This is a genomic window from Polymorphospora sp. A560 (assembly GCF_045781765.1).
In the GTDB taxonomy this organism is placed as follows: domain Bacteria; phylum Actinomycetota; class Actinomycetes; order Mycobacteriales; family Micromonosporaceae; genus Polymorphospora; species Polymorphospora lycopeni.
On record NZ_CP122282.1, the window covers coordinates 1,967,985 to 1,987,956 of the forward strand.

The following is a 19,972-nucleotide window of genomic DNA, read 5'->3' on the forward strand; positions in this document are numbered from 1 at the left end:
ATCAACGCGTAACCCAGCCCGAAGGGCTTCTAGTTGCGCTTGTCCACCAGGTCGATCAGCTGCTCGACCACCTGGTCCGGCTCGATGGCGCGGTCGAACACCGCGACGAGCATGGTCTCCAGGTCGGGGTAGCCCATCTCGCCGGCGAGCCGCCGCAGTGGCGCGTCGTTGGCCAGGCCACGGTCGTGTTTGCGCAGTGCGAGCCCGATGGTGGCGCGGCCGAGGCGTACCTTGTCGGCGATGCTGATCCCGGGTTCCTCGTGTTCGGCGAACCAGCGGTTGATCTGCATCTGGGCGTGCGGCGACTTGACGAAGCCGAGCCATTCCCGGCGCGGCCCGGCCGCCCCGCTCCGCGCGTCGATGTGGGCGTGCCCGTCGCTCTCGGTGAAGATCTCCACGACGTCGCCGTCGTCGAGTGGGGACGAGAGCGGGGCGAGCCGGCCGTTGATCTTCGCGGCGAGGCAGTGGTCGCCCTTGTCGGTGCCGAGTTCGTACGCCAGGTCGACCGGTGTGGAGCCGGCCGGCAGGACGAGCTGGCGGCCGTCGGAGAAGACCTGGATCTGGCTTTCGGAGAGGTCGCAGCGCAGCGATTCGAGGAACTGGGCCGAGTCGGCGGTCTCCTGCTGCCAGTCGAGCACCCGCCGCAGCCAGCCGAGCTGGTCGGCGCCGCTTTCCCGTTCGCCGTCGGGCCTGGGGAAGCGGAACTGCTCGGCGACGCCGTATTCGGCGGACCGGTGCATGCTCTCGGTGCGGATCAGCACCTCGACGGGGCGTTCGTCGGGGCCGACGACGGTGGTGTGCAGCGACCGGTAGAGGTTGTTCTTCGGGGAGGCGATGAAGTCCTTGAACCGGCCGGCGACGGGGCGCCAGCGACCGTGGATCGCGCCGAGCGCGGCGTAACAGTCGGTGTCGGGGCCGTCGACGACCACGGCGATGCGGGGCAGGTCGTGGGGGACCGGCGACCGCTGCGCGACGGTGTCCTTCCAGATCGAGTAGAGGTGCCGGTCACGGACGGCCACCGAGGCGGTCACCTTCTCGTGACGCAGCGCTCCCTTCGCCTGCGCCACGACGTGCGCCAGGTATTCGGTCCACCCGGGACGGTGCTCGACGTGCTGCTTTATCTGGGCGTGCGCCTCGGGCTCGAGGTGCAGCAGCACGGTGTCGTCGAGGTCACGCTTGAGCGCCTGGATGCCGAGCCGGTCGCAGAGCGGCACCAGCACGTCCTGGGTGGCCCGGGCGATCCGGGCCCGCGAGGCGGGGGAGCGGGCGTCGAGCGTACGCATGTTGTGCAGCCGGTCGGCGAGCTTGATGATCAGGACCCGGACGTCCTTGCCGGCGGCGACGATCATCTTGCGGATCGTCTCGGCCTCGGCGGCCTTGCCGTAGAACGCCTTGTCGAACTTGGTGACCCCGTCGACCAGGTGGGCGACCTCGGGTCCGAAGTCGTCGTCGAGCGCCTGGAGCGTGTACTGGGTGTCCTCGACCGTGTCGTGCAGCAGCGCGGCGACCAGGGTGGTGGTGTCCATGCCGAGTTCGGCGCAGATCTGCGCGACGGCCAGCGGGTGGGTGATGTAGGGCTCACCGCTCTTGCGGAACTGCCCGCGGTGCATGTTGTCGGCGATGGCGTAGCTGCGCCGCAGGACGGCCGCGTCGGCGGAGGGGTGGACGCTGCGGTGGGCCCGGGTCAGTTTGGCGACCGGGTCGTCGTCGGACGACGGCCAGGACAGCAGCGACCGTAGACGTCTGGTCAGCGGGATCTCGCTCTGCTTTGTCGACAGGGCGCGTCCGAGAACGGCGCCGTGGCCGGCGTCGAGGTCCACGCGGTGACACCTCCTCACCCCGCCCCCGGGTCGCCCCGACCCGCGTCCGGACATGTTGGACGGGCCGGCAGACGTCCGAACCGGGCATTGGCTGCCAGTAATCTACTTGGCTAACAGCCTATGCGAGGGAAGGTAGTCCGATCGGGTAGTTGCTTATAGGCTTTTGGTCGAGTCTTTTGTCGACGGTGCCCCTTCGGCCCTCCTGAGCAGCTCACGGTAACGAGCCGCACCACGAACAGGTGACACCCATCCGGTGGAGGTCTCCACCAGTCGGGTCTCCGGCCGCTCCAGCCAGTTGAGGATCCGCTCGGTCTCCTCCGCCGTGGCGTTCGGGATCGGACCCGTCCCCGGCAGCACCGTCTCCGCGGTCGCCCGGAGCAGGTCCAGCGTCGGTCGGGGGTGGACACCCGGCGGCGACGTGCCGGCCGCCGCGAGCCGGCCGTGGCGTACGACGGCGATCTCCCAGCCGCCCGCCGGTGCCCGCCGGGCGGCGACGAGCTGCGCGATCGTGGTCAGTCCGGTGAGCCGCTGCATCCGGATGGCGGCCCGCAGCACGGCGGCGAGCCGGCCGCGCACGACCGCCGCCTCCTCGTAGCGCTGGGCTTCCGCGAGTGTGTCGATGCGGGCCAGCAGCGCGTCGACCACCACCCGCGGATCGGTGGCGGCGGTCCGGAAGGGGTCGACGGCGGTCCGCTCGTAGTCGGGCACCGAGATCCGGTGCTCGCACGGCGCCGCGCACCGGCCCAGCTCGGCCAGGACGCAGGCCGCGATCGTGGTGCGGATGGACAGCTTGTGGGTGCACTGCCGCAGCGGCACCGCGTCGTGCAGGCCGGCCGCGGCCAACTCGGCCGCCTGGCGCGAGGCGAACGGCCCCAGGTAGGCGTCGTCGTCCTCGGCCAGCGCCCGGACGACGGACAGCCGCGGGTAGGGCTCCCGGGTGAGCTTGAGCCAGACGACCCGCTCGGGGAACTTCGACCGCCGGTTGTACGGCGGCGCGTGCGCGGCGATCAGCCGCAGCTCGCGTACCTCGGCCTCCAGCGCGTGGGCGCACTCGACCGCCTCCACCCGCTGCGCCGCCCCGATCATCTCCGACATCCGGGCCCGCTTCTCGGCGGCGGTGAAGTAGCTGCGGACCCGGGTCGCGATGTCGACCGAGGTGCCCACGTAGAGCGGGCGGTCGTCGGCGGCACGGAAGATGTAGACGCCGGGCACGTGCGGCAGCCCGTCGGCGAGGTGCCGCTTGCGCCGCTGGGTCGGGGTGACCGCCTTGGCGAACTCGATCGCGTCGCCGATGGTGTGCACGCGGTGCCCGCCGAGCCGGGCGATCAGGCCGTGCAGCACGTCGACGGTGGCCTTCGCGTCGTCGAGGGCCCGGTGGGTCGGCTGCTGCCGGGTACGGAAGAAGGCGGCGAGCGTGCCGAGCTTGCGGTTGGGCACCTCGTCACGGGTCAGCACCCGGCGGGCCAGCGCGGCGGTGTCGAGCACCCGGGGGTTGGGCCAGGTGTAGCCGTGCCGGGCGCAGGCCGCCTTGAGAAACCCGACGTCGTACGGCGCGTTGTGCGCCACCAGCACGGCGCCGCGCAGGAACTCCAGGAGGCTGGGCAGCACCACCTCGACCGGCGGGGCCGGGGCGACCATCGCCTGGGTGATGCCGGTCAGCACGGTGATGAACGGCGGCACCGGCACCCCCGGGTTGACCAGCGTCGCCAGCACCCCCAGCTCCTCGCCGCCGCGGACCTTGACGGCACCGATCTCGGTGATGCCGCCGCCGTCGGGGGCGCCGCCGGTCGTCTCCAGGTCGACCACGACGAAGGTGGTCTCCCGTAGCGACACCGCGCCCGGGTCGGCGAGTTGGGCGTCGAGGGTGCCCTGGACGTAATCGGGTCGGACCACGGGCGGCAGGGTACGGTGCCGGTACGACACTCCCGCCCCACGGGTACCAGCGGTAACGATCTGGTCTCCGCGGTCAGTTCGCTGAGCCATCGAGCGGGAGACGCCGGGACGGTGGGAGACTTGTCTGATGTCCCTGCCGGAACCGTCCGACGACCGCCCGCCCGTGGCGGCGGTCGACGCTGCGCGCACCGCCGAGGCGGACGCGCCGCCGGACGACGCCCTGGCGGGGACCGACGCCGAACTGGACCTCGAGCCCGAACCGGTCCTGCCCGAACAGGTCCGGCAGCGCGTGGTGGCGCTCGCCGCGACCGCGTTGCCCGGCCTGCCCGGCGACGAGCTGCCGGTCGCGCTGCGCAAGGTCGCCAAGTTCGCGCCCAACCGCCGGGCCCGGCTCGGCGGTGCCGCCATCGCCACCCAGCTCGCCGGTGACCCGCTCTTCCGGCAGCGGATCACCAACCGGGTGCTCGCCGAGGCCGGTGAGCTGGGCGCGGCGGTCATCGAGGGCGCCTGCCCGGCCGCCGCCGACCCGGTCGAGGTGGCCGCCCTGGCCTACCTGGCCCGCCCGGCGGGCTGGCGCGACCTGGTCGAGGCCGCCGGTGCGGCCGTACGGGCCGAGGCCGACAGCGCGGTCGTCGCCGAACTGGTACGGGAGGCCGAGCAACGGGCCACCCGGGCCGAGCACGACCGGGCGGTCGCCAAGGTCGAGGCCGACAAGCTGCGCGACGAGCTGGCCCGGGTCCGCGAGGAGCTGGGGCAGCTGCGCGAGGAGTCCCGGGTGCTGGCCCGCACGCTGCGCGAGACCCAGGCCCGGGAGCGGCGGGCCGCCGAGCTGCTGGCCACCGAGAAGGGCCGGGCCAACCGGGCCGCCGCCGACCACGACGCCGAGCTGCGCCGCGTCCGGGCCCGCCTGGCCGAGGCCGAGTCGCTGGCCGGCGCCGCCCGGCACAGCGCCAAGGAGGCCCGGTCGGTCGACGACGCGCGGCTCTGGCTGCTCCTGGAGACCATCGGCCAGGCCGCCGTGGGACTGCGCCGGGAACTGGCGCTCGACCCGGCCGACCGGCTGCCGGCCGACTTCGTCGCCGACGAGTTCGCCGAGGTGCCCGGCGCCCCCGACAAGGCCCGGGCCCGGGCCCAGGACACCGACGACCCGGGCCGGCTCGACCAGTTGCTGGCGCTGCCCCGGGCGCATCTGGTCGTCGACGGTTACAACGTCACCAAGCGCGGCTTCGCCGAGATGTCGCTGGAGCAGCAGCGCAAACGGTTGATCACCGGCCTGGGCGGGATCGCGGCGCAGACCGGTGACGAGGTGACGGTGGTCTTCGACGGGGCCGAGCGGGTGCACGGGCTGCCGCCCGCCCCGCGCGGCGTACGGGTGCTCTTCTCCCGCAAGGGGGAGACCGCCGACGAGCTGATCCGCCGCCTGGTCCGGGCCGAGCCCGCGGGCCGCGCGGTGGTCGTCATCTCGTCGGACCGCGAGGTCGCCGACGGCGTACGCCGCCACGGCGCCTACCCGCTCGGCGCCGATTCGCTGCTGCGTCGCCTCGCCCGCTCCTGACCTGCGGTTTTTACTGCATTCGCGCCTCGGGTGGCGGCGTTTGGGACGCCGCGAGAGGTTCCGGCGGGGATGACCGGATCTTGACGGCTCATCCGGCGTGCCGGATTTTGTCGTACCCCGGCCATATCGTCGCGTCACCGACGGTGGTCGGTCCGCGACGGGCCACCGATGGACGACGAGCCGGGGGCCGGCGTGCGGACCCCGCAACGCTGAAGGAGTGGCGATGCTCATCGATTGCCAGAGCTGCACCGTCCGTGGTGCGGCCTGTCGGGAGTGCGTGGTCACCGCGCTTCTCGACACCCCCCGCGAGATATCCGAGCTGACCGCCGACGACCGCCAGGCGCTGGAGATCCTGGCCCGGGCCGGGCTCGACCCACAGGTGATCACCGATCGGCCGGCGACCCCCGCCCCCGCCGGCCCGGTGCGCCTCGCCCCGCCCACCCGCCGACGCACCCGTCCCCGCCGGGTCGCCTGAGCCGCGCCGGGCCGGCCCGTCCCCACCGGTGCGCCCGTCCCCACCGGGTCGCCTGAGCGCCGCCCGCCTTGCCGGGGCGGGCGCGGTCGCGGGCCATAGGATTGGCTCGCACACCGCGTGGCAGAGGGGACGGTCGGATGACCACTCGGACGTGGGCGGCCGTCACGCTCGCCGCGCTCGTCGTGGCCCTGGTCGTCGCGGTGGTCCAGTTGGTGCCGTGGAACCAGCCGGCGGCGCCCCGTGCCGACCAACTCGCCGCACTGCGTGACCTGCCGGCCGACGACGTCGAGCGGGGCCGCGCGTTCCACGCCGCGCTGCGGCCGGGCAGCTACGGAGCGCTGGCGGTCGGCCTGATCGTGGCGCTGCTGCTCGGCCTGACACCGCTGGGCGCCAAGCTCGTCGCCCTGGGCGGCCGGCCGTTCGGCGACAACTGGATCGCCCAGGCACTGGTCGGCGGGCTCGCCGTGGTGCTCGTCGCCGAACTCGTCACGCTGCCGTTCGCCGCCTGGCGGCACGCCGTCGTCAGCCGGCACGGACTCGCCACCCAGGGCTGGGGCGGCTGGACCGCCGACCTGCTCAAGTCGTACGTGGTCAGCGCCGTGATCGGCGGGGTGGCGCTGCTGGTGTTCTACACCGTGACCCGGCTGGCGCCACGCTGGTGGTGGGCGCTCGGCGCGGCCGGTGCGGCGACGCTGGTCGTACTGCTGTCCCTGATCCTGCCGGTCGTGGTCGAGCCGGTCTTCAACCGGTTCACCCCGATGCCGCAGGGGCCGCTGCGCACCGAACTGATGGCACTCGCCGAGCGCGACGGCGCGCCGGTACGCGACGTACTGGTCGCCGACGCCTCCCGGCGCACCCGGGCCGTCAACGCGTACGTCTCCGGCATCGGCCCGACCCGGCGCATCGTCGTCTACGACACGCTGCTGCGCGAGGCGACCCCCGGCGAGGTGAAGACCGTCGTCGCCCACGAACTGGGGCACACCAGCAACGACGACGTCCTCACCGCGACGCTGATCGGTGCCCTCGGCGCGGCGGCGGCCGTCGTCACCGTCTTCCTGCTCGGCTCGTGGGGCGGGCTGCTGCGCGCCGCCGGCGTCGACTCGATCGCCGAACCGCGGGCGTTCCCGCTGCTGCTGGCCGTGGTCGCGGTCGGCGCGCTGGCGGCCACCCCGGTCCAGGCGCTGGTGTCGCGGCAGGTCGAGCGGCGGGCCGACGTCCACGCGCTGGCGCTGACCGGTGACCCGGCGACGTTCGAGGCGATGCAGCGGCGGCTCTTCGCGGTCAACCTCGGGGACCCCGACCCGCCCCTGTGGCACCAGTTCTGGTCGGCGTCGCACCCGTCCACCGTGCAACGCATCGCCGCCGCCCGGACCTGGGCCGAAGGAGACCGTCCGTGAGCGGACCAGACGTCAGCCGCACCCTGCTGGTCACCAACGACTTTCCGCCCCGCCCCGGCGGCATCCAGCAGTTCGTGCACAACCTGGCGCTGCGGCAGCCGGCCGGCTCCGTCGTCGTCTACGCCTCGACCTGGGACGGCGCCGGCAAGTTCGACGCCGAGCAGCCGTTCGAGGTGGTGCGCGAGGACACCGGGATGCTGCTGCCGACGCCGGCGGTGGCCCGCCGCGCGGCCGGGCTGGCGCGGGCGTACGACTGCGACACGGTCTGGTTCGGCGCCGCGGCGCCGCTCGGGCTGCTCGCCGCCGGGCTGCGCAGGCGGGCCGGGGTGCGCCGGGCGGTCGCGCTGACCCACGGGCACGAGGTCGGCTGGGCGGCGCTGCCGGGTGCCCGGGCCACCCTGCGGCGGATCGCCCGGGGCAACGACGTGGTCACCTACCTGGGCGAATACACCCGGGTACGGCTCGACCGGGCACTGCGCGGGCTGACCCGGCTCGAACGGCTCGCGCCCGGCGTCGACGTCGAGGCGTACCACCCGGGGGTGGACGGTGCGGAGGTCCGGGCCCGGCACGGGCTCGCCGACCGGCCGGTGGTGGTCTGCGTCTCCCGGCTGGTGCCGCGCAAGGGGCAGGACGTGCTGATCCGGGCCCTGCCGGCGATCCGGCGCCGGGTGCCGGACGCGGCGCTGCTGGTGGTCGGCGGCGGACCCTACCGGGGCGCCCTCGAACGGCTGGCCCGGGAGACCGGGGTCGGTTCGGAGGTGTTCTTCACCGGGTCGGTGCCCTGGGCGGAGCTGCCGGCGCACTACGCGGCCGGCGACGTCTACGCGATGCCGTGCCGCACCCGTAACCGGGGCCTCGACGTCGAAGGGCTCGGCATCGTCTACCTGGAGGCGTCGGCGACGGGGTTGCCGGTGGTCGCCGGGGATTCCGGCGGGGCGCCGGACGCGGTGGTCGAGGGCGAGACCGGATACGTCGTCGGCGGCCGGGACGTCGCCGCGGTCGCCGACCGGGTCGCCGGGCTGCTCGCCGACCGTGACCTGGCCCGGCGGATGGGTGCGGCCGGCCGGGCCTGGGTGGAGCGGGAGTGGCGTTGGGAGACGCAGGCGGCCCGGCTGGCGGCGCTGCTGCGTCCACCGGGCTGACCCCGGCCGCCGGTCGGGTCGCGACCGGCGGTGGCCGGGCCGGTCAGGGGGTCGGCTGGCGGCCGGCGACGGTGGTGCCGACCGGCCGGCCGAGCCGGGCCGTGATCTTCTCCGGGGGACCGGGCCGGCCGAAGAGGTAGCCCTGTGCGGTGTCGCAACCGATCGCCCGCAGCCTTTCGGCCTGCCAGGCCGTCTCGACGCCTTCGGCGGTGACGGTCAGGCCGAGGGTGTGCGCGAGCGAGACCAGGGTGGTCAGGATCCGCTCGTCGGTCGCGGTGGCCAGGTCCGGGTACGGCCGGCGGAGCCCCTCCACGAACGAGCCGGCGATCTTCAGCTCGTGGACCGGCAGGGTCCGCAGGTAGGCCAGGTTGGAGTAGCCGGTGCCGAAGTCGTCGATCGCGATCCGGATGCCGCGGTCGTAGAGGGTGCGCAGGGCGCGTACGGGGTCCGCCGAGTTGCCCATCAGGGCGCTTTCGGTGATCTCCAGCTGGAGCCGTTCGGGCGGCAGTCCGGTGTGGTCGAGCAGGGCGAGGACCTCGTCGACCAGGCCGGGATCGTGCACCTGCCGGACCGCGAGGTTGACGCTGACGAACGGGGCGCCGGGGTCGAGGTCGAGCCAGCGCCGTGCCTCGTGGCACGCCTCGGCCAGTGCCCAGCCGCCGAGCCGTACGATCAGGCCGGTCTCCTCGGCCAGTTCGATGAAGCTGTCCGGCCGGAGTGTTCCGGACTCCGGGTGCCGCCAGCGGACCAGCGCCTCGACACCGAGGATGCGTTCGTCGGCGAGCGACACCAGCGGCTGGTAGTCGAGATAGAACTGGCCGTGGTCGATCGCGGCCGGCATCGCCGCCGACAGCGCGTAGCGGGTCATTTCGAGTTCGTTGCGTACCGGGTCGAACAGCGACCACCGGCCCTTGCCGGCGGCCTTGGCCCAGTGCAGGGTGACGTCGGCGGCCCGCATCACGTCGCCGGCCGTGGTGCCGCCGACCGGGCGTTCGACGATGCCGGCGCTGGCCGAGACGGTCAGCTCGTGACCGTCCACGATGGCCGGGCCGGCGATGGCGGCCAGGGCGGCGTCGGCGACGCGTACGACGTCTTCGACGCAGGTGCTGTCCTCGACCAGGATCACGAACTCGTCGCCGCCGAGCCGGGCAACCAGGTGCCGGCCGACACTGCGACTCAGCCGGTCGGCGACCGACACCAGCAGCCGGTCGCCGATCTGGTGCCCGAGCGCGTCGTTGACCACCTTGAAGCCGTCGAGGTCGAGGAAGCAGACGCCGAGCCGGCGGTCGAGGTGCGGCCCGGCGAAGACGGCGTCGAGGCACTGGGTGAACAGGGTGCGGTTGGGCAGCCCGGTCAGCGGGTCGTGGGTGGCCTGGTGCCGGAAGCGGGCCTCGCTCTCCCGCAGCGCCGTCTCGGCCTGCTGGCGGGCCACCATCGCGGCCCGCCGGATCGACTCCTGCTCGTCGAGGGTCCGGTCGCGCAGCGCCCGGGTGTAGCCGGTGACCACCGTGCCGAGCAGCCGGGACAGCCGGTCGCGGGCGTCCTCGCCGGACATCCCGAGGTCGCGCAGCAGGCGCAGGTCGATCACCTCGACCGTGCGGCCGATCCCCTCGGGTGCGGCGATGTGGGCGGCCACCAGGTCGCTCCCGATCTGGTAGCCGGCCCGGGGGTGGAACGGCTCGGCGCGCAGCGTCTCGGCGAGCCGGTCGGTCAACCCGCCGAGGTACGCCTCGAGTTCGGTCTGCGTCATCGGCAGGTAGCAGGTGCCGGTGACCGCCCGGGCCCAGGCGACGGCGAAGGCGTCCCGGCCCGGATGCGGACCCGGCCCGTCGGCCGGCTCCGGTCGCGGTTCCGGCGGCCCGGACTGCCTGTCACCCACCGAACCGTCCCACTCCGCCCATGAAGACCGCGCGTTCGGCGTCGACCGCGTCCTCGGGCGAGTCGGGACGCCACTGCGGAACCCAGACCACGCCCGGGTCGACGAGGTCGAACCCGTCGAACAGCGCGGTCAGCTCGGCGCGGTTCCGGATGATCAACTGGTTGTCGGTCGACTGGTAGACGCGTTCGGCGTCCGAGCGTTCCTCGGCGGTCCGCCCGTCGTCGCTGGCCTGGGAGAGCACCAGGTGGCTGCCGGGCGCGAGCCGGTCGCGGATCCGGCGCAGGAGGCCGGCCGGGTCGTCGGAGTTCGGCACGAAGTGCAGTACGGCCACGAGCATGACCGCGACCGGCTGGTCGAAGTCGAGCAGCCGGCGTACCTCGGGGTGTTCGAGGATCTTCTCCGGGTTGCGGAAGTCCTCCTGGAAGACCGTGGTGCCGTCGTTGCCGGCGAGGATCTCCCGGCTGTGCGCGACCGCGATCGGGTCGACGTCGACGTAGACCACCCGGGAGTCGGGGGCGAGCTGCTGGGCGATCTCGTGGACGTTGCCGACGGTCGGGATGCCGGAGCCGATGTCGAGGAACTGCCGGACCCCGGACCGGACCAGGTGGTGCACCACGCGGCGCAGGAAGGCGCGGTTGGCGTGTGCCATCAGCGGTGCCTCCGGCACGGCGGCGATCATCGCCTGCGCGGCTGCCCGGTCCACCGCGAAGTTGTGCGAGCCGCCCAGGTAGTAGTCGTACATCCGGGCGACGCTAGGCCGCTCGATGTCGATACCCTCCGGTGCCCAGTCCGGCCGCTCCATGCTTGCCCCTTTTGCCAAGATAACAGTGATTTGACACTGAACTGATGGTGGTCGCCATTCTGCCCGGCCCATGCCCGGGTATCCATAGTGTCCTCGAGACCGGTCGCGGCGGCGTCCGGCGGGGTGGGTTTCCGGCAGGGTACGCCGAAACGCCACGTGACGGTTGCCCCGGTCGTGATCCGGCGGTGGCCAGCCGGGGCCGGACATGGCACGGTGGTGCCGTGGATCCACGTACCCAGACCGGTCTCCTGGTGGTCGTGGTGGTGCTCGCCGTGTCGACGGCGTACGGGCTGTGGCACCGCCACCGGGCCGGCCGGCTACGCCCGGTGCGGTCCGCGCCGGCAGCGGCCGGAAGTGCCGCGCCGGCACCGGCCGGAGCGGTCCCGTCAGTGGCCGGAACCGTTCCGACCGGGGCGACCGTGCCGGCACCGCCGACCGTGCCGGCACCGCCGACCGTGCCGGCACCGCCGACCGTGCCGGCACCGCCGACCGTGCCGGCACCGCCGACCGGGCCGGCCGTGCCGGTGGTGGACAGCGGCCAGGACGGGCCCGGCGAGTCTCCGGTGGCCGAAGACGGCTCCACCACCGACGGTGCGGCCCCCGCCGGTCCGCCGGTCCGGCTCGATCCGGCGCTGCTCGACGCGCTCGGCGTCGCCGCCGGCACCCCGGCCACCCTGCTGCAGTTCTCGTCGGCGTTCTGCGCCCCCTGCCGCACCACCCGCCGGGTCCTGGGCGAGGTCGCCGGGATGCTCGACGGCGTACGCCACGTCGAGGTCGACGCGGAGAGCCACCTCGACGCCGTACGCGCCCTCGGTATCTGGCGTACGCCGACGGTCCTCGTCGTCGACGCGCGTGGGGAGATCGTCCAGCGGGCCGCCGGCGTACCGGCCAAGGCCCAGGTGATCGCCGCGCTCGCCCCGCTGCTGCCCGGCGGGCCGGACGGGTGACCGGCCGGCGAGCGGGTCGGCCGACGCCGGTGCACCGCCCGCCGAGCCACCGATTCCGCCCAGGTCGTCACTCGCCCCCCAGGACAGAGGTCTCCCGTGCTCGATCCCCGTGGGCCGCGCTTCGCCGCCGCCGTCACCAGCGCCGTCCTGGTCGCCGTGCTCCTCACCGGATCCGGTTGGCTCGCCCTCGGCCAGGCCGCGGTGTTCGCACTGACCGCGGCCGACCCCCGCCGGGGCCCGTACGGCCTGCTCTTCCGGGCCTTCGTGGCACCCCGGCTGGGGCCGCCGGCCGAGTTGGAGCCGGCCGCGCCGGTGCGCTTCGCCCAGCTCGTCGGCCTGGTGTTCAGCCTGGTCGCGGCGGTTGGCTACCTGTTCGGGCTGACCGCGGTCGGCCCGGTCGCCGCCGGGACCGCGTTGGCCGCGGCGTTCCTCAACGCGGCCTTCGGCCTGTGCCTCGGCTGCGAGGCGTACCTGACGGTCCGCCGCCTCACCACGCCGCGCTGACCGGACCCGGTCCAGCGCACGAAGGAGGGCGGCCCCACCATCGGTGGGGCCGCGGCCGGTGGTGCCGAGGTGTCAGAACTTCGGGGCGTCGGGCGCTTCGAGCAGACCGAGCCGCAGCGCGGTCATCAGCGCCTGGGCCCGGTTGGCCGCACCGAGCTTCTCGTAGAGCTTCGAGATGTGGGTCTTCGCCGTCGACTCGCTGACGAAGAGCTGCTTGGCGATGCCGGCCACGCTCATCCCGTCGGCCAGCAGGCGCAGCACCTGGCCCTCGCGCGGCGAGAGTTGCGGGCCGGACGGGGCCAGCCGGCGCTTCATCGCCTCGGCCAGGTCGGCGGCGGTGAACGCGCTCGGCGACGACGCGGCGTGCCGGGCCGCCGCGACGACCTCGTCGGCCGGGGCGGTCTTGGGCACGAACGCGCTGGCACCGGCCTCGAGGGCGCCGAAGAGCTGGTCGTCGCCGGCGTACATGGTCAGCACGACGATGCCCATCGTGGAGCTGGACTTGCGCAGCGCGCGGGTGGCCTCCAGGCCACTGCCGTCGGGCAGCCGCAGGTCCATGATCACGACATCGGGCTGGAGGGCACCGGCCTGGCGTACGCCCTCGGCGGCGGTGGCCGCCTCGCCGACGACTTCGAACTGCCGGTCCCGCTCGAACGCGTGCCGCAGGCCCTTACGGATCAGATCGTGATCGTCGACAAGTAGAACCTTGGTACGCGACGTCGGCGTGGGGCTCGTGGTCATGCTCGGGTTACTCCCCTTCTGGTGCTGTCACGCTATCGCGCACGCTATCGCGCCGGGTGGATGTTCCAAGCACTACCGCCACGGTTGTCCCGCTTGGGTGTCTTGGGCGGATCTCCAGTCGGCCTCGGATACGTTCCGCTCTCTCTGCCATGATCGCAAGACCGTACCTTCCGTCCGGACGCTGGTCCGCGATGCCTTGACCATCATCCGACACTTCAATCTGTGCATATGGCGGATCGACCTCACAAGTCACCCAGAGATTAGTCGCGCCGGCGTGCTTGCGGGCGTTGGTGATGGCTTCCTGGGCGATGCGCAGCAGTTCGGCCTCGGTGGCCGCGGGCAGCCGGGCGGTCGATTCGTCGAGTGTGTAGTGCACCCGCAGCCCCGCGGACGCGCCGACGGTACGGGCGTACTCGGCGATCGCGGCGGCGAGCCCGCCGTGCCGGTCGACCTCGCTGCGCAGCTCGAAGAGGCTCAGCCGCAGCTCGGTGATCACCCGGGTGACCTCGCCGCGCAGCGTGCGCAGCTCCTCGCCGGTCTCCTTCGCCTCCTCCGGCAGGGTGGCCAGCGCGTTGTCGATGCCGTAGCCGACCATCACCAGTTCCTGCGCCACCCCGTCGTGGATCTCGCGGGCCAGCCGCTGCCGCTCCTCGTTGGTGGCCAGCGACCGCACCTCGTCGAAGAGCAGCGCGGCCTCCAGCCGCAGCGCGGCCGGGCCGGTCAGCTCGTCGACCTCGGCCATCACCGACTGCGGGTAGGCGTTGGCGACGTCGGCCTCCAGGATCACCAGCCCGACCGTCCGTACGCCGGCGACCAGTGGCACGACCAGGGCCGACACCTCGCCGCCGCGGTGCGAGCGGGCCTGCGAGCGAGCCGCGGTCTGCGGCTGCTGGCTGGCCCAGGCGTCGGCGATGGCCGAGTCGGAGTCAAGTGTGGTCTCCCAGTCGACCCGGTCCACACCGGCCTGGGCGAGGACCACCAGCCGCCCGCCGCCGCTGGCCGACAGCACCGCCGCCCGGTCGGCCCGGACCACCGTACGCAGCTCCTCCACCAGGTGCTCGGAGATCCCGCCCGGGTCCAGCGTGGCGCCCGGTAGCTGGCGGGCGACGCTGCGCAACTGGGTCAGCAGGCGGGTCGCCTCCGCGTACGGCTGTGGCTTGTCGTCGCCGCGGGACTGCATGGCCCGGCGCAGGGTGCCGGCGGCCAGGGTGCCGAGCGCGGCCAGGATCAGCCACTGCGCGCAGACCACCAGGTAGCCGAACTGGGTGATCTGCCGGCCGTCGGCGGTCTGCGTGATCAGGCCGGCCAGCAGCAGCGTGATCGCCGCCACGGTGAGCAGTGCGACGCCCTCGCGGGACCGGCGCTGCAACGCGCTCACGGTCAGCGGCACCGACAGGTAGGGCAGGACCGCCGACGCGCCCAGGCCGCCGCCGACCGTACCGTCGATCAGCGCCATCGACGCGACCTCGCTGGCCGCCAGGCAGACGATGACCACCTCGGCGAAGCGGCCGAGCGGCCCGAACACCGGGTGCCGGGCGACCAGGACCGCCGGAATCCCGGCGACCGCGAGCAGCGCGATCCAGCGCAGCTGGCTGACGTCCTTGGTGGTGATCAGCGTCAGGACCGCAACGAGGGACAGCATGACCACGCGCGCCGCCGTCGCGAGCGGATGGGGGCGCAGCGGTGCGGGGCTGGGTGCGGGCACCTGACGGATCGTAGTCAGCTTCCGTAGATATCGGCGATCTCAGCGGCGTACGTCTTTTGTACGACGTTCCTCTTGACCTTCAGTGACGGGGTCATCTCACCGGTCGCCTCGGTGAAGTCCCTCGGCAGGATCTTGAACACCTTGATCGCCTCGGCCCGGGACACCGCCCGGTTGGCGTCGTCGACCGCCGCCTGGACGTCCGCCCGCAGCTTCTCGTCGTCGCGCAGGTCGGCGACCGTCGCGGTGTCGGGGTGCCCGTTGTCGCCCCGCCACGTCGGCCAGGCGTCCTCGTCGATGGTGATCAGGGCGGCGATGAACGGCTTGCCGTCGCCGACCACCACCGCCTGGCTGATCAGCGGGTGCGCCCGGAGCCGGTCCTCCAGCACCGCCGGGGCGACGTTCTTGCCGGCCGCGGTGACGATCAGCTCCTTCTTCCGGCCGGTGATCTTCAGGTATCCGTCGCCGTCGAGTTCGCCGAGGTCGCCGCTGTGGAACCAGCCGTCGTCGTCGAGCACCTCGGCGGTCGCCTCCTGGTTGTTCCAGTAGCCGCGGAACACCAGGTCGCCCTTGATCAGGACCTCGCCGTCGTCGGCGACCCGGATCGTCACGCCGGGCAGCGGCCGGCCGACGGTGCCGATCCGGATCGCGTGCTGCAGGTTGACGGCGGCGGCCGGCGAGGTCTCGGTCAGCCCGTAGCCCTCGTAGATCGTCACCCCGATGCCGCGGAAGAAGTGCGCCAGGCGGGCGCCCAGCGGCGCGCCCCCGGAGATCGCCGCCTCGCAGCGGCCGCCGAGGGCGGCCCGCAGCTTGCCGTAGACGAGCCGGTCGAACAGCCGGTGCTGGACCCGCAGGCCGAGACCCGGCCCGGACGGGCTGTCCAGCGCCGTGCTGTAGTCGATGGCGACCTGCTCGGCCTTGTCGAAGATCTTGCCCTTGCCGTCGGCGTGCGCCCGCTGCTTCGCGGTGTTGTAGACCTTCTCGAAGACCCGGGGCACCGACAGCACGAACGTCGGGCGCAGCGACTGCAGCTCCGGGACCAGATTCTTCACGTCGGCGGCGTGCCCCATCGTGGCCCGCGCCTGCACCACGCCGATCTGGATCAGCCGGGCGAACGAGTGGGCCAGCGGCAGGAACAGCAGGGTGCTGGCGTTCTCGTGGAACAGCGAGCGCAGGCCGGGGATCGCGTTGGCGATGTCGCTGTACATGCTGCGGTGGGTCAGCACGCAGCCCTTGGGGCGGCCGGTGGTGCCGCTGGTGTAGATGATCGTCGCGACGTCGTCGGCCTTCAGGTCCCGGCGGCGCTGGTCGATCAGCGCCGGGTCGACCTGCTCGCCCCGGGTCGTCAGCGCGCCGAGGTCGCCGACCTCGATCTGCCACACCTCGCGCAGCGCGGGCGCCTGATCGCGTACGCCCTCCAGCAGCATCGCGTGCGCGTTGGTCTCGACGAAAAGGGCCACGGCGCCGGAGTCGGACAGGATCCAGGCGAGCTGGTCGGCGCTGGAGGTCTCGTAGACCGGCACCGTTACCGCGCCGGCGGCCCAGATGGCGTAGTCGATCAGCGTCCACTCGTAGCGGGTCCGGCTCATCAGGCCGACCCGCATCCCCGGCTCGATCCCGGCCGCGACCAGCCCCCGGGCCAGCGCGACGACCTCGTCGCGGAACTGGGCGCACGTCACGTCGCTCCAGCCGTCGCCGGTGGGCCGGGCGAACTGGACCGCGTGCGGGGCGAGGTCGGCGTTGTCCCAGACCGGGTCGGTCAGGTTGGCCGTGTCGCCGACGGTCGCGACCGGCGGGACCGAGAACTCGCGCACCTGCACTCCATTCCTGCCGCTGTGGGGGACGGTAACGGGCTCCCCGAAACCTACCCGGCGGGCGCCGTACCCGCTCGTCCGCCCACCGAACCGCCGTCTGCCGATCCGGTCGCCAACCTGGTGGTTCGCCGGCCACACCAGGATGGCGATCCGGGGCCGGGGCCCGAGGTCGGGTAGCCTGCCAGCCATGGCGGACTCCTCCACCCAGTCGATCGTCATCGGCGCGTCCCCGGCGCAGGTGGCGGCGGTGATCTGCGACTTCGCGCGCTACCCCGAGTGGAGCGAGGCGATGAAGGAGGTCGAGGTCGTCGAGGAGTACGAGGACGGCTACGCCAGCCGGGTCCGCTTCGTGATCGACGCGGGCGTGCTCGCCGACGAGTACACCCTCGCCTACGAGTACGCCGAGGACATCTCGCGCATCGAGTGGCAGCTCGTCGCGCCGTCGAAGATGCAGAAGAGCCAGACCGGTTCGTACGACATCGACGACAACGGCGACGGCACGGCGACCGTGACCTACACCCTCGAGGTCGAGCTGTCGGTCGGCATGCTCGGGATGTTCCGGCGCAAGGCCGAGAAAGCAATCATGGACACCGCGTTGAAGCAGCTCAAGCGGCGGGTCGAGGCCACCGCCGCGGCCGGCTGACGTGGTGTGCGCCAAGTGACGCCGTAAGGAGCCGACGATGCGGGGGACCGAGCCGGGATCGGCGCGGGAAGAGGCCGAGCGCCTGGTCGCGACGGCGCTCGCCGCGGCACGCCTCGCGGCCACCGGCCGCACCGTCGGCGACGCGCTGAAACCACTGGGCGACGCCCTCGCCGGCATCCTGGAACATCCGCCGCCGCCCACCCGGCCCGCCGGGCCGGCGCCCGAACCGCCCGAACCGCACGGACCGGCCGGACCGGCCGGCGCCGCCGACCGGGGGACGGCGCCGCCGGTGAGCCCCGCGCCGCCGGCACGGCCGGGGCACCGGACGGCGCCACCGCCCCCGGTCCGACCGGCGGATTCGCCACCGGCGGTGCCGACTGCTGCGTGTGCCCGGTCTGCCGGGGCATCGCCGCGTTGCGTGACCCGAGCCCGGAGTTCGCCGAGCGGCTCGCCACCGGCGCGGGCGACCTCGCCGCCGGGGTGGCCAGCCTGCTGCGGGCCTTCGCCACGGCCCGCCCCGGGTCGCCGGCCGGCGCCGATGATGATCGACCGTCCGGCCGACCTGCCCCGGACGACGAGGTCTGGCGCGCCGCCGCCCGGGACGGGGATGATTCACCGGCGGCGGACCGGGGAACGACCGCGCGGGACACCCCCGCGCCCGGCCCGCGGAAGCCGGCCGCCGGGCGGAACGACCCCGCGGCCGGGCGGGACGACCCCGCCCAGCGCGGTGCGGGGCCGGGCGACGAGGCCTGATCCGCACCGATCCACGAGCACCATCCCGGTGCCGCGCCGTGCCCGGATGGCGGCCGCCGGGCAGAACAGAGGGGAGCCGCAGCGGTGACGCTGACCATCGGAGTCGACATCGGTGGCACCAAGGTCGCCGGGGGCGTCGTCGACGAGGCCGGTGTGGTGCTGGCGCAGGTACGCCGGGACACGCCCGCCGACGACGTCGCCAAGACCCGGGACGTGATCGTCGAGGTGGTCGCCGAGTTGACGGCGGCGTACCAGGTCAAGGCCGTCGGGATCGGCGCCGCCGGCTGGATCGACGCGACCGGTTCGACGGTGCTCTTCGCCCCCAACATCGCCTGGCGGGACGAGCCGCTGCGCGACTACGTCAGCGCCGCGGTCGGACTGCCGGTCACGGTGGAGAACGACGCCAACGTGGCGGCGTGGGCGGAGTTCCGTTTCGGTGCCGCCCGCGACGCCGACGACTCGATGGTCATGCTCACGATCGGCACCGGGGTCGGCGGCGGCATCGTGATCGGTGGCGGGCTGCTGCGCGGCGCGCACGGCATCGCCGGCGAACTCGGGCACATGCTCGCCGTGCCGGGCGGCCACCCGTGCGGCTGCGGCCGGCTCGGCTGCATCGAGCAGTACGGCAGCGGCAACGCACTGGTCCGCTTCGCCCGCGCCGGGGCGCACCAGGAGCCGGACCAGGCGGCCGGGCTGCTGGAACTGGCCGGCGGCGACGTCCGGTCGATCACCGGTCCGATGGTGACCGCCGCGGCCCGGGCCGGCGACCCGGTCTCCCGCGCCGCCTTCGCCCAGATCGGCCACTGGCTGGGCATCAGCCTCGCCGACCTGGTGCAGATCCTCGACCCGCAGGTGCTGGTCGTCGGCGGCGGAGTCATCGAGGCCGGTGAGCTGCTGCTCGGCCCGCTCAACCAATCCTATGTGGACGCATTGGCGCAGCGTGGCAGACTTCCCGTGGCGCCGGTGCGGCCGGCGGAGACGGGTAACGGCGCGGGCGTGGTCGGGGCCGCCGACCTGGCCCGCCGGATCTGAGGACGAACCGCGGCCGGGCCGTGCGACACACGGGCCGGCCACGGGACTAGCGAGGGGTACGGGTGTGACGCAGCCAGCATCGACAGACCAGACCGGCGGCACGCGGCTGCGCGTGCTGTCGTACAACATCCACAGCCAGAAGGACGACCGGACCGCGCTGGCGGCGGTGGTACGCGGGCTCGCCCCCGACGTGGTCATCGTGCAGGAGGCGCCGCGCCGGTTCCGGTGGCGGCAGAAGTGCGCCGCGCTCGCCGAGTCGTTCGGGATGGTGGTCGCCGAGGGCGGCCTCCCGTCGCTGGGCAACCTGGTGCTGACCAGCCTGCGGGTCCGGGTCGGGGAAACCTGGTGCCTGCAGTACCCGCTCACCCCCGGCCGGCACATGCGCGGCGCGGTGTTCGCCGAGTGTTCGATCGGACCGGCCCGGTTCGTGGTCGCCGGCTCGCACCTGTCGACCGACCCGACCGAGCGGCCCGGGCAGGCGACGCTGCTCAAGAAGGCACTGGCCGAGGTCAGCCTGCCGCTGATCGTCGGTGCCGACCTCAACGAGAACTCCGGCGGCGCCGCCTGGCGCACCATCGCCGACGGCTGCACCGACGCGGCGGTCGCCGCCGACCTCGGCGACCGTTACACGTACTCGTGCGCCAACCCGCGCGACCGCATCGACGCGCTCTTCGTCGACCCCCGGATCGAGGTGGCGAAGTACGACGTCGTCGACACGCCGGAGGCCCGCCGCGCCAGCGACCACTTCCCGGTGCTCGTCGACCTCGTCCTGCCCACCCCGGCGGGTTGACCTGGGGCGCGCCGGCCGGCCGATCGGGGACCGGTCGGCGCCGCCGCGAGCGGGGTGCCCGGCGGGCTGGACAACGGGCACGC

Annotated in this window: 17 protein-coding genes and 1 pseudogene; 11 read left to right on the forward strand and 7 right to left on the reverse strand. The window is 73.6% G+C overall.

What is annotated here, in order from left to right; all coding sequences use genetic code 11:
- Positions 1–29: 29 nt before the first annotated feature.
- On the reverse strand, positions 30–1,820 hold the full coding sequence (locus QCD66_RS09015) for a RelA/SpoT family protein (RefSeq protein ID WP_375736176.1): 1,791 nt from the start codon (positions 1,818–1,820) through the stop codon (positions 30–32).
- A gap of 153 nt (positions 1,821–1,973) precedes the next feature.
- Positions 1,974–3,713 (reverse strand): DEDD exonuclease domain-containing protein, encoded by a 1,740-nt coding sequence (locus tag QCD66_RS09020; RefSeq protein WP_375736177.1) that lies wholly within the window; start codon positions 3,711–3,713, stop codon positions 1,974–1,976.
- Between the two features lie 127 nt (positions 3,714–3,840).
- Here QCD66_RS09020 and QCD66_RS09025 point away from each other — a divergent pair, with 127 nt between their 5' ends.
- The 4 genes from QCD66_RS09025 (at position 3,841) to QCD66_RS09040 (ending at position 8,282) form a co-directional block, all read left to right on the forward strand.
- A complete protein-coding gene (locus tag QCD66_RS09025; RefSeq protein ID WP_375736178.1) occupies positions 3,841–5,268 on the forward strand; it encodes an NYN domain-containing protein in 1,428 nt (475 codons plus the stop codon).
- 223 nt (positions 5,269–5,491) lie between these two features.
- Positions 5,492–5,743 (forward strand): hypothetical protein, encoded by a 252-nt coding sequence (locus tag QCD66_RS09030; protein ID WP_357537641.1) that lies wholly within the window; start codon positions 5,492–5,494, stop codon positions 5,741–5,743.
- Between the two features lie 137 nt (positions 5,744–5,880).
- On the forward strand, positions 5,881–7,140 hold the full coding sequence (locus tag QCD66_RS09035) for a M48 family metallopeptidase (protein WP_375736179.1): 1,260 nt from the start codon (positions 5,881–5,883) through the stop codon (positions 7,138–7,140).
- Positions 7,137–8,282, forward strand: a complete 1,146-nt coding sequence (locus QCD66_RS09040; RefSeq protein ID WP_375736180.1) for a glycosyltransferase family 4 protein — start codon at positions 7,137–7,139, stop codon at positions 8,280–8,282. The genes QCD66_RS09035 and QCD66_RS09040 overlap by 4 nt, the downstream gene beginning before the upstream one ends.
- A 43-nt stretch (positions 8,283–8,325) precedes the next feature.
- Here the strand turns inward: QCD66_RS09040 and QCD66_RS09045 are convergent, their stop codons facing one another.
- Together QCD66_RS09045 and QCD66_RS09050 are read right to left on the reverse strand one after the other, a co-directional pair.
- Positions 8,326–10,032: a putative bifunctional diguanylate cyclase/phosphodiesterase gene (locus QCD66_RS09045; protein WP_375736183.1), complete on the reverse strand. Its 1,707-nt coding sequence runs from the start codon at positions 10,030–10,032 to the stop codon at positions 8,326–8,328.
- Positions 10,033–10,153: 121 nt separating this feature from the next.
- Positions 10,154–10,963, reverse strand: a complete 810-nt coding sequence (locus QCD66_RS09050; protein WP_364209817.1) for an SAM-dependent methyltransferase — start codon at positions 10,961–10,963, stop codon at positions 10,154–10,156.
- Between the two features lie 221 nt (positions 10,964–11,184).
- Here QCD66_RS09050 and QCD66_RS09055 point away from each other — a divergent pair, with 221 nt between their 5' ends.
- Positions 11,185–11,910, forward strand: a complete 726-nt coding sequence (locus tag QCD66_RS09055; RefSeq protein WP_407567074.1) for a TlpA family protein disulfide reductase — start codon at positions 11,185–11,187, stop codon at positions 11,908–11,910.
- 96 nt (positions 11,911–12,006) lie between these two features.
- Entirely contained in the window at positions 12,007–12,414 is a 408-nt protein-coding gene (locus tag QCD66_RS09060; RefSeq protein ID WP_364209823.1) for a DUF4395 domain-containing protein, read from the forward strand.
- 72 nt (positions 12,415–12,486) lie between these two features.
- Here QCD66_RS09060 and QCD66_RS09065 read toward each other — a convergent pair whose 3' ends face one another.
- The 3 genes from QCD66_RS09065 to QCD66_RS09075 all read right to left on the reverse strand — a co-directional run bounded on the left by QCD66_RS09065 (position 12,487) and on the right by QCD66_RS09075 (position 16,671).
- Complete coding sequence (locus QCD66_RS09065) at positions 12,487–13,155, reverse strand: response regulator transcription factor (protein ID WP_212821104.1); 669 nt, start codon at positions 13,153–13,155, stop codon at positions 12,487–12,489.
- A 7-nt stretch (positions 13,156–13,162) separates the two neighbouring features.
- The gene (locus tag QCD66_RS09070) at positions 13,163–14,797 is read right to left on the reverse strand and encodes a GAF domain-containing sensor histidine kinase (protein WP_375736184.1); all 1,635 of its coding nucleotides are present in this window, start codon (positions 14,795–14,797) and stop codon (positions 13,163–13,165) included.
- Between the two features lie 77 nt (positions 14,798–14,874).
- Entirely contained in the window at positions 14,875–16,671 is a 1,797-nt protein-coding gene (locus tag QCD66_RS09075) for an AMP-dependent synthetase/ligase (protein ID WP_364209826.1), read from the reverse strand.
- 187 nt (positions 16,672–16,858) lie between these two features.
- Between QCD66_RS09075 and QCD66_RS09080 the strand changes: the two genes are divergently transcribed.
- The 5 genes and pseudogenes from QCD66_RS09080 (at position 16,859) to QCD66_RS09100 (ending at position 19,889) form a co-directional block, all read left to right on the forward strand.
- Positions 16,859–17,314, forward strand: coding sequence for an SRPBCC family protein (locus QCD66_RS09080; RefSeq protein ID WP_375736182.1), 456 nt, complete (start codon positions 16,859–16,861; stop codon positions 17,312–17,314).
- Between the two features lie 37 nt (positions 17,315–17,351).
- Positions 17,352–17,533: pseudogene (locus tag QCD66_RS09085) on the forward strand (hypothetical protein); the annotation flags it as partial.
- Positions 17,534–17,728: 195 nt separating this feature from the next.
- Positions 17,729–18,067, forward strand: coding sequence for a hypothetical protein (locus QCD66_RS09090; protein WP_407567279.1), 339 nt, complete (start codon positions 17,729–17,731; stop codon positions 18,065–18,067).
- A gap of 84 nt (positions 18,068–18,151) precedes the next feature.
- Positions 18,152–19,099 (forward strand): ROK family glucokinase, encoded by a 948-nt coding sequence (locus QCD66_RS09095; protein WP_364209835.1) that lies wholly within the window; start codon positions 18,152–18,154, stop codon positions 19,097–19,099.
- Between the two features lie 64 nt (positions 19,100–19,163).
- Positions 19,164–19,889, forward strand: coding sequence for an endonuclease/exonuclease/phosphatase family protein (locus QCD66_RS09100; protein WP_364209838.1), 726 nt, complete (start codon positions 19,164–19,166; stop codon positions 19,887–19,889).
- Positions 19,890–19,972 lie beyond the last annotated feature (83 nt).

Coding starts and splice junctions, on each gene's coding strand:
- QCD66_RS09050 (WP_364209817.1), bottom strand. CDS start 10,963: ATGGAGCGGCCGGACTGGGCACCGGAGGGTATCGACATCGAGCGGCCT.
- QCD66_RS09030 (WP_357537641.1), top strand. CDS start 5,492: ATGCTCATCGATTGCCAGAGCTGCACCGTCCGTGGTGCGGCCTGTCGG.
- QCD66_RS09025 (WP_375736178.1), top strand. CDS start 3,841: ATGTCCCTGCCGGAACCGTCCGACGACCGCCCGCCCGTGGCGGCGGTC.
- QCD66_RS09070 (WP_375736184.1), bottom strand. CDS start 14,797: ATGCTGTCCCTCGTTGCGGTCCTGACGCTGATCACCACCAAGGACGTC.
- QCD66_RS09080 (WP_375736182.1), top strand. CDS start 16,859: ATGGCGGACTCCTCCACCCAGTCGATCGTCATCGGCGCGTCCCCGGCG.
- QCD66_RS09065 (WP_212821104.1), bottom strand. CDS start 13,155: ATGACCACGAGCCCCACGCCGACGTCGCGTACCAAGGTTCTACTTGTC.
- QCD66_RS09035 (WP_375736179.1), top strand. CDS start 5,881: ATGACCACTCGGACGTGGGCGGCCGTCACGCTCGCCGCGCTCGTCGTG.
- QCD66_RS09045 (WP_375736183.1), bottom strand. CDS start 10,032: ATGACGCAGACCGAACTCGAGGCGTACCTCGGCGGGTTGACCGACCGG.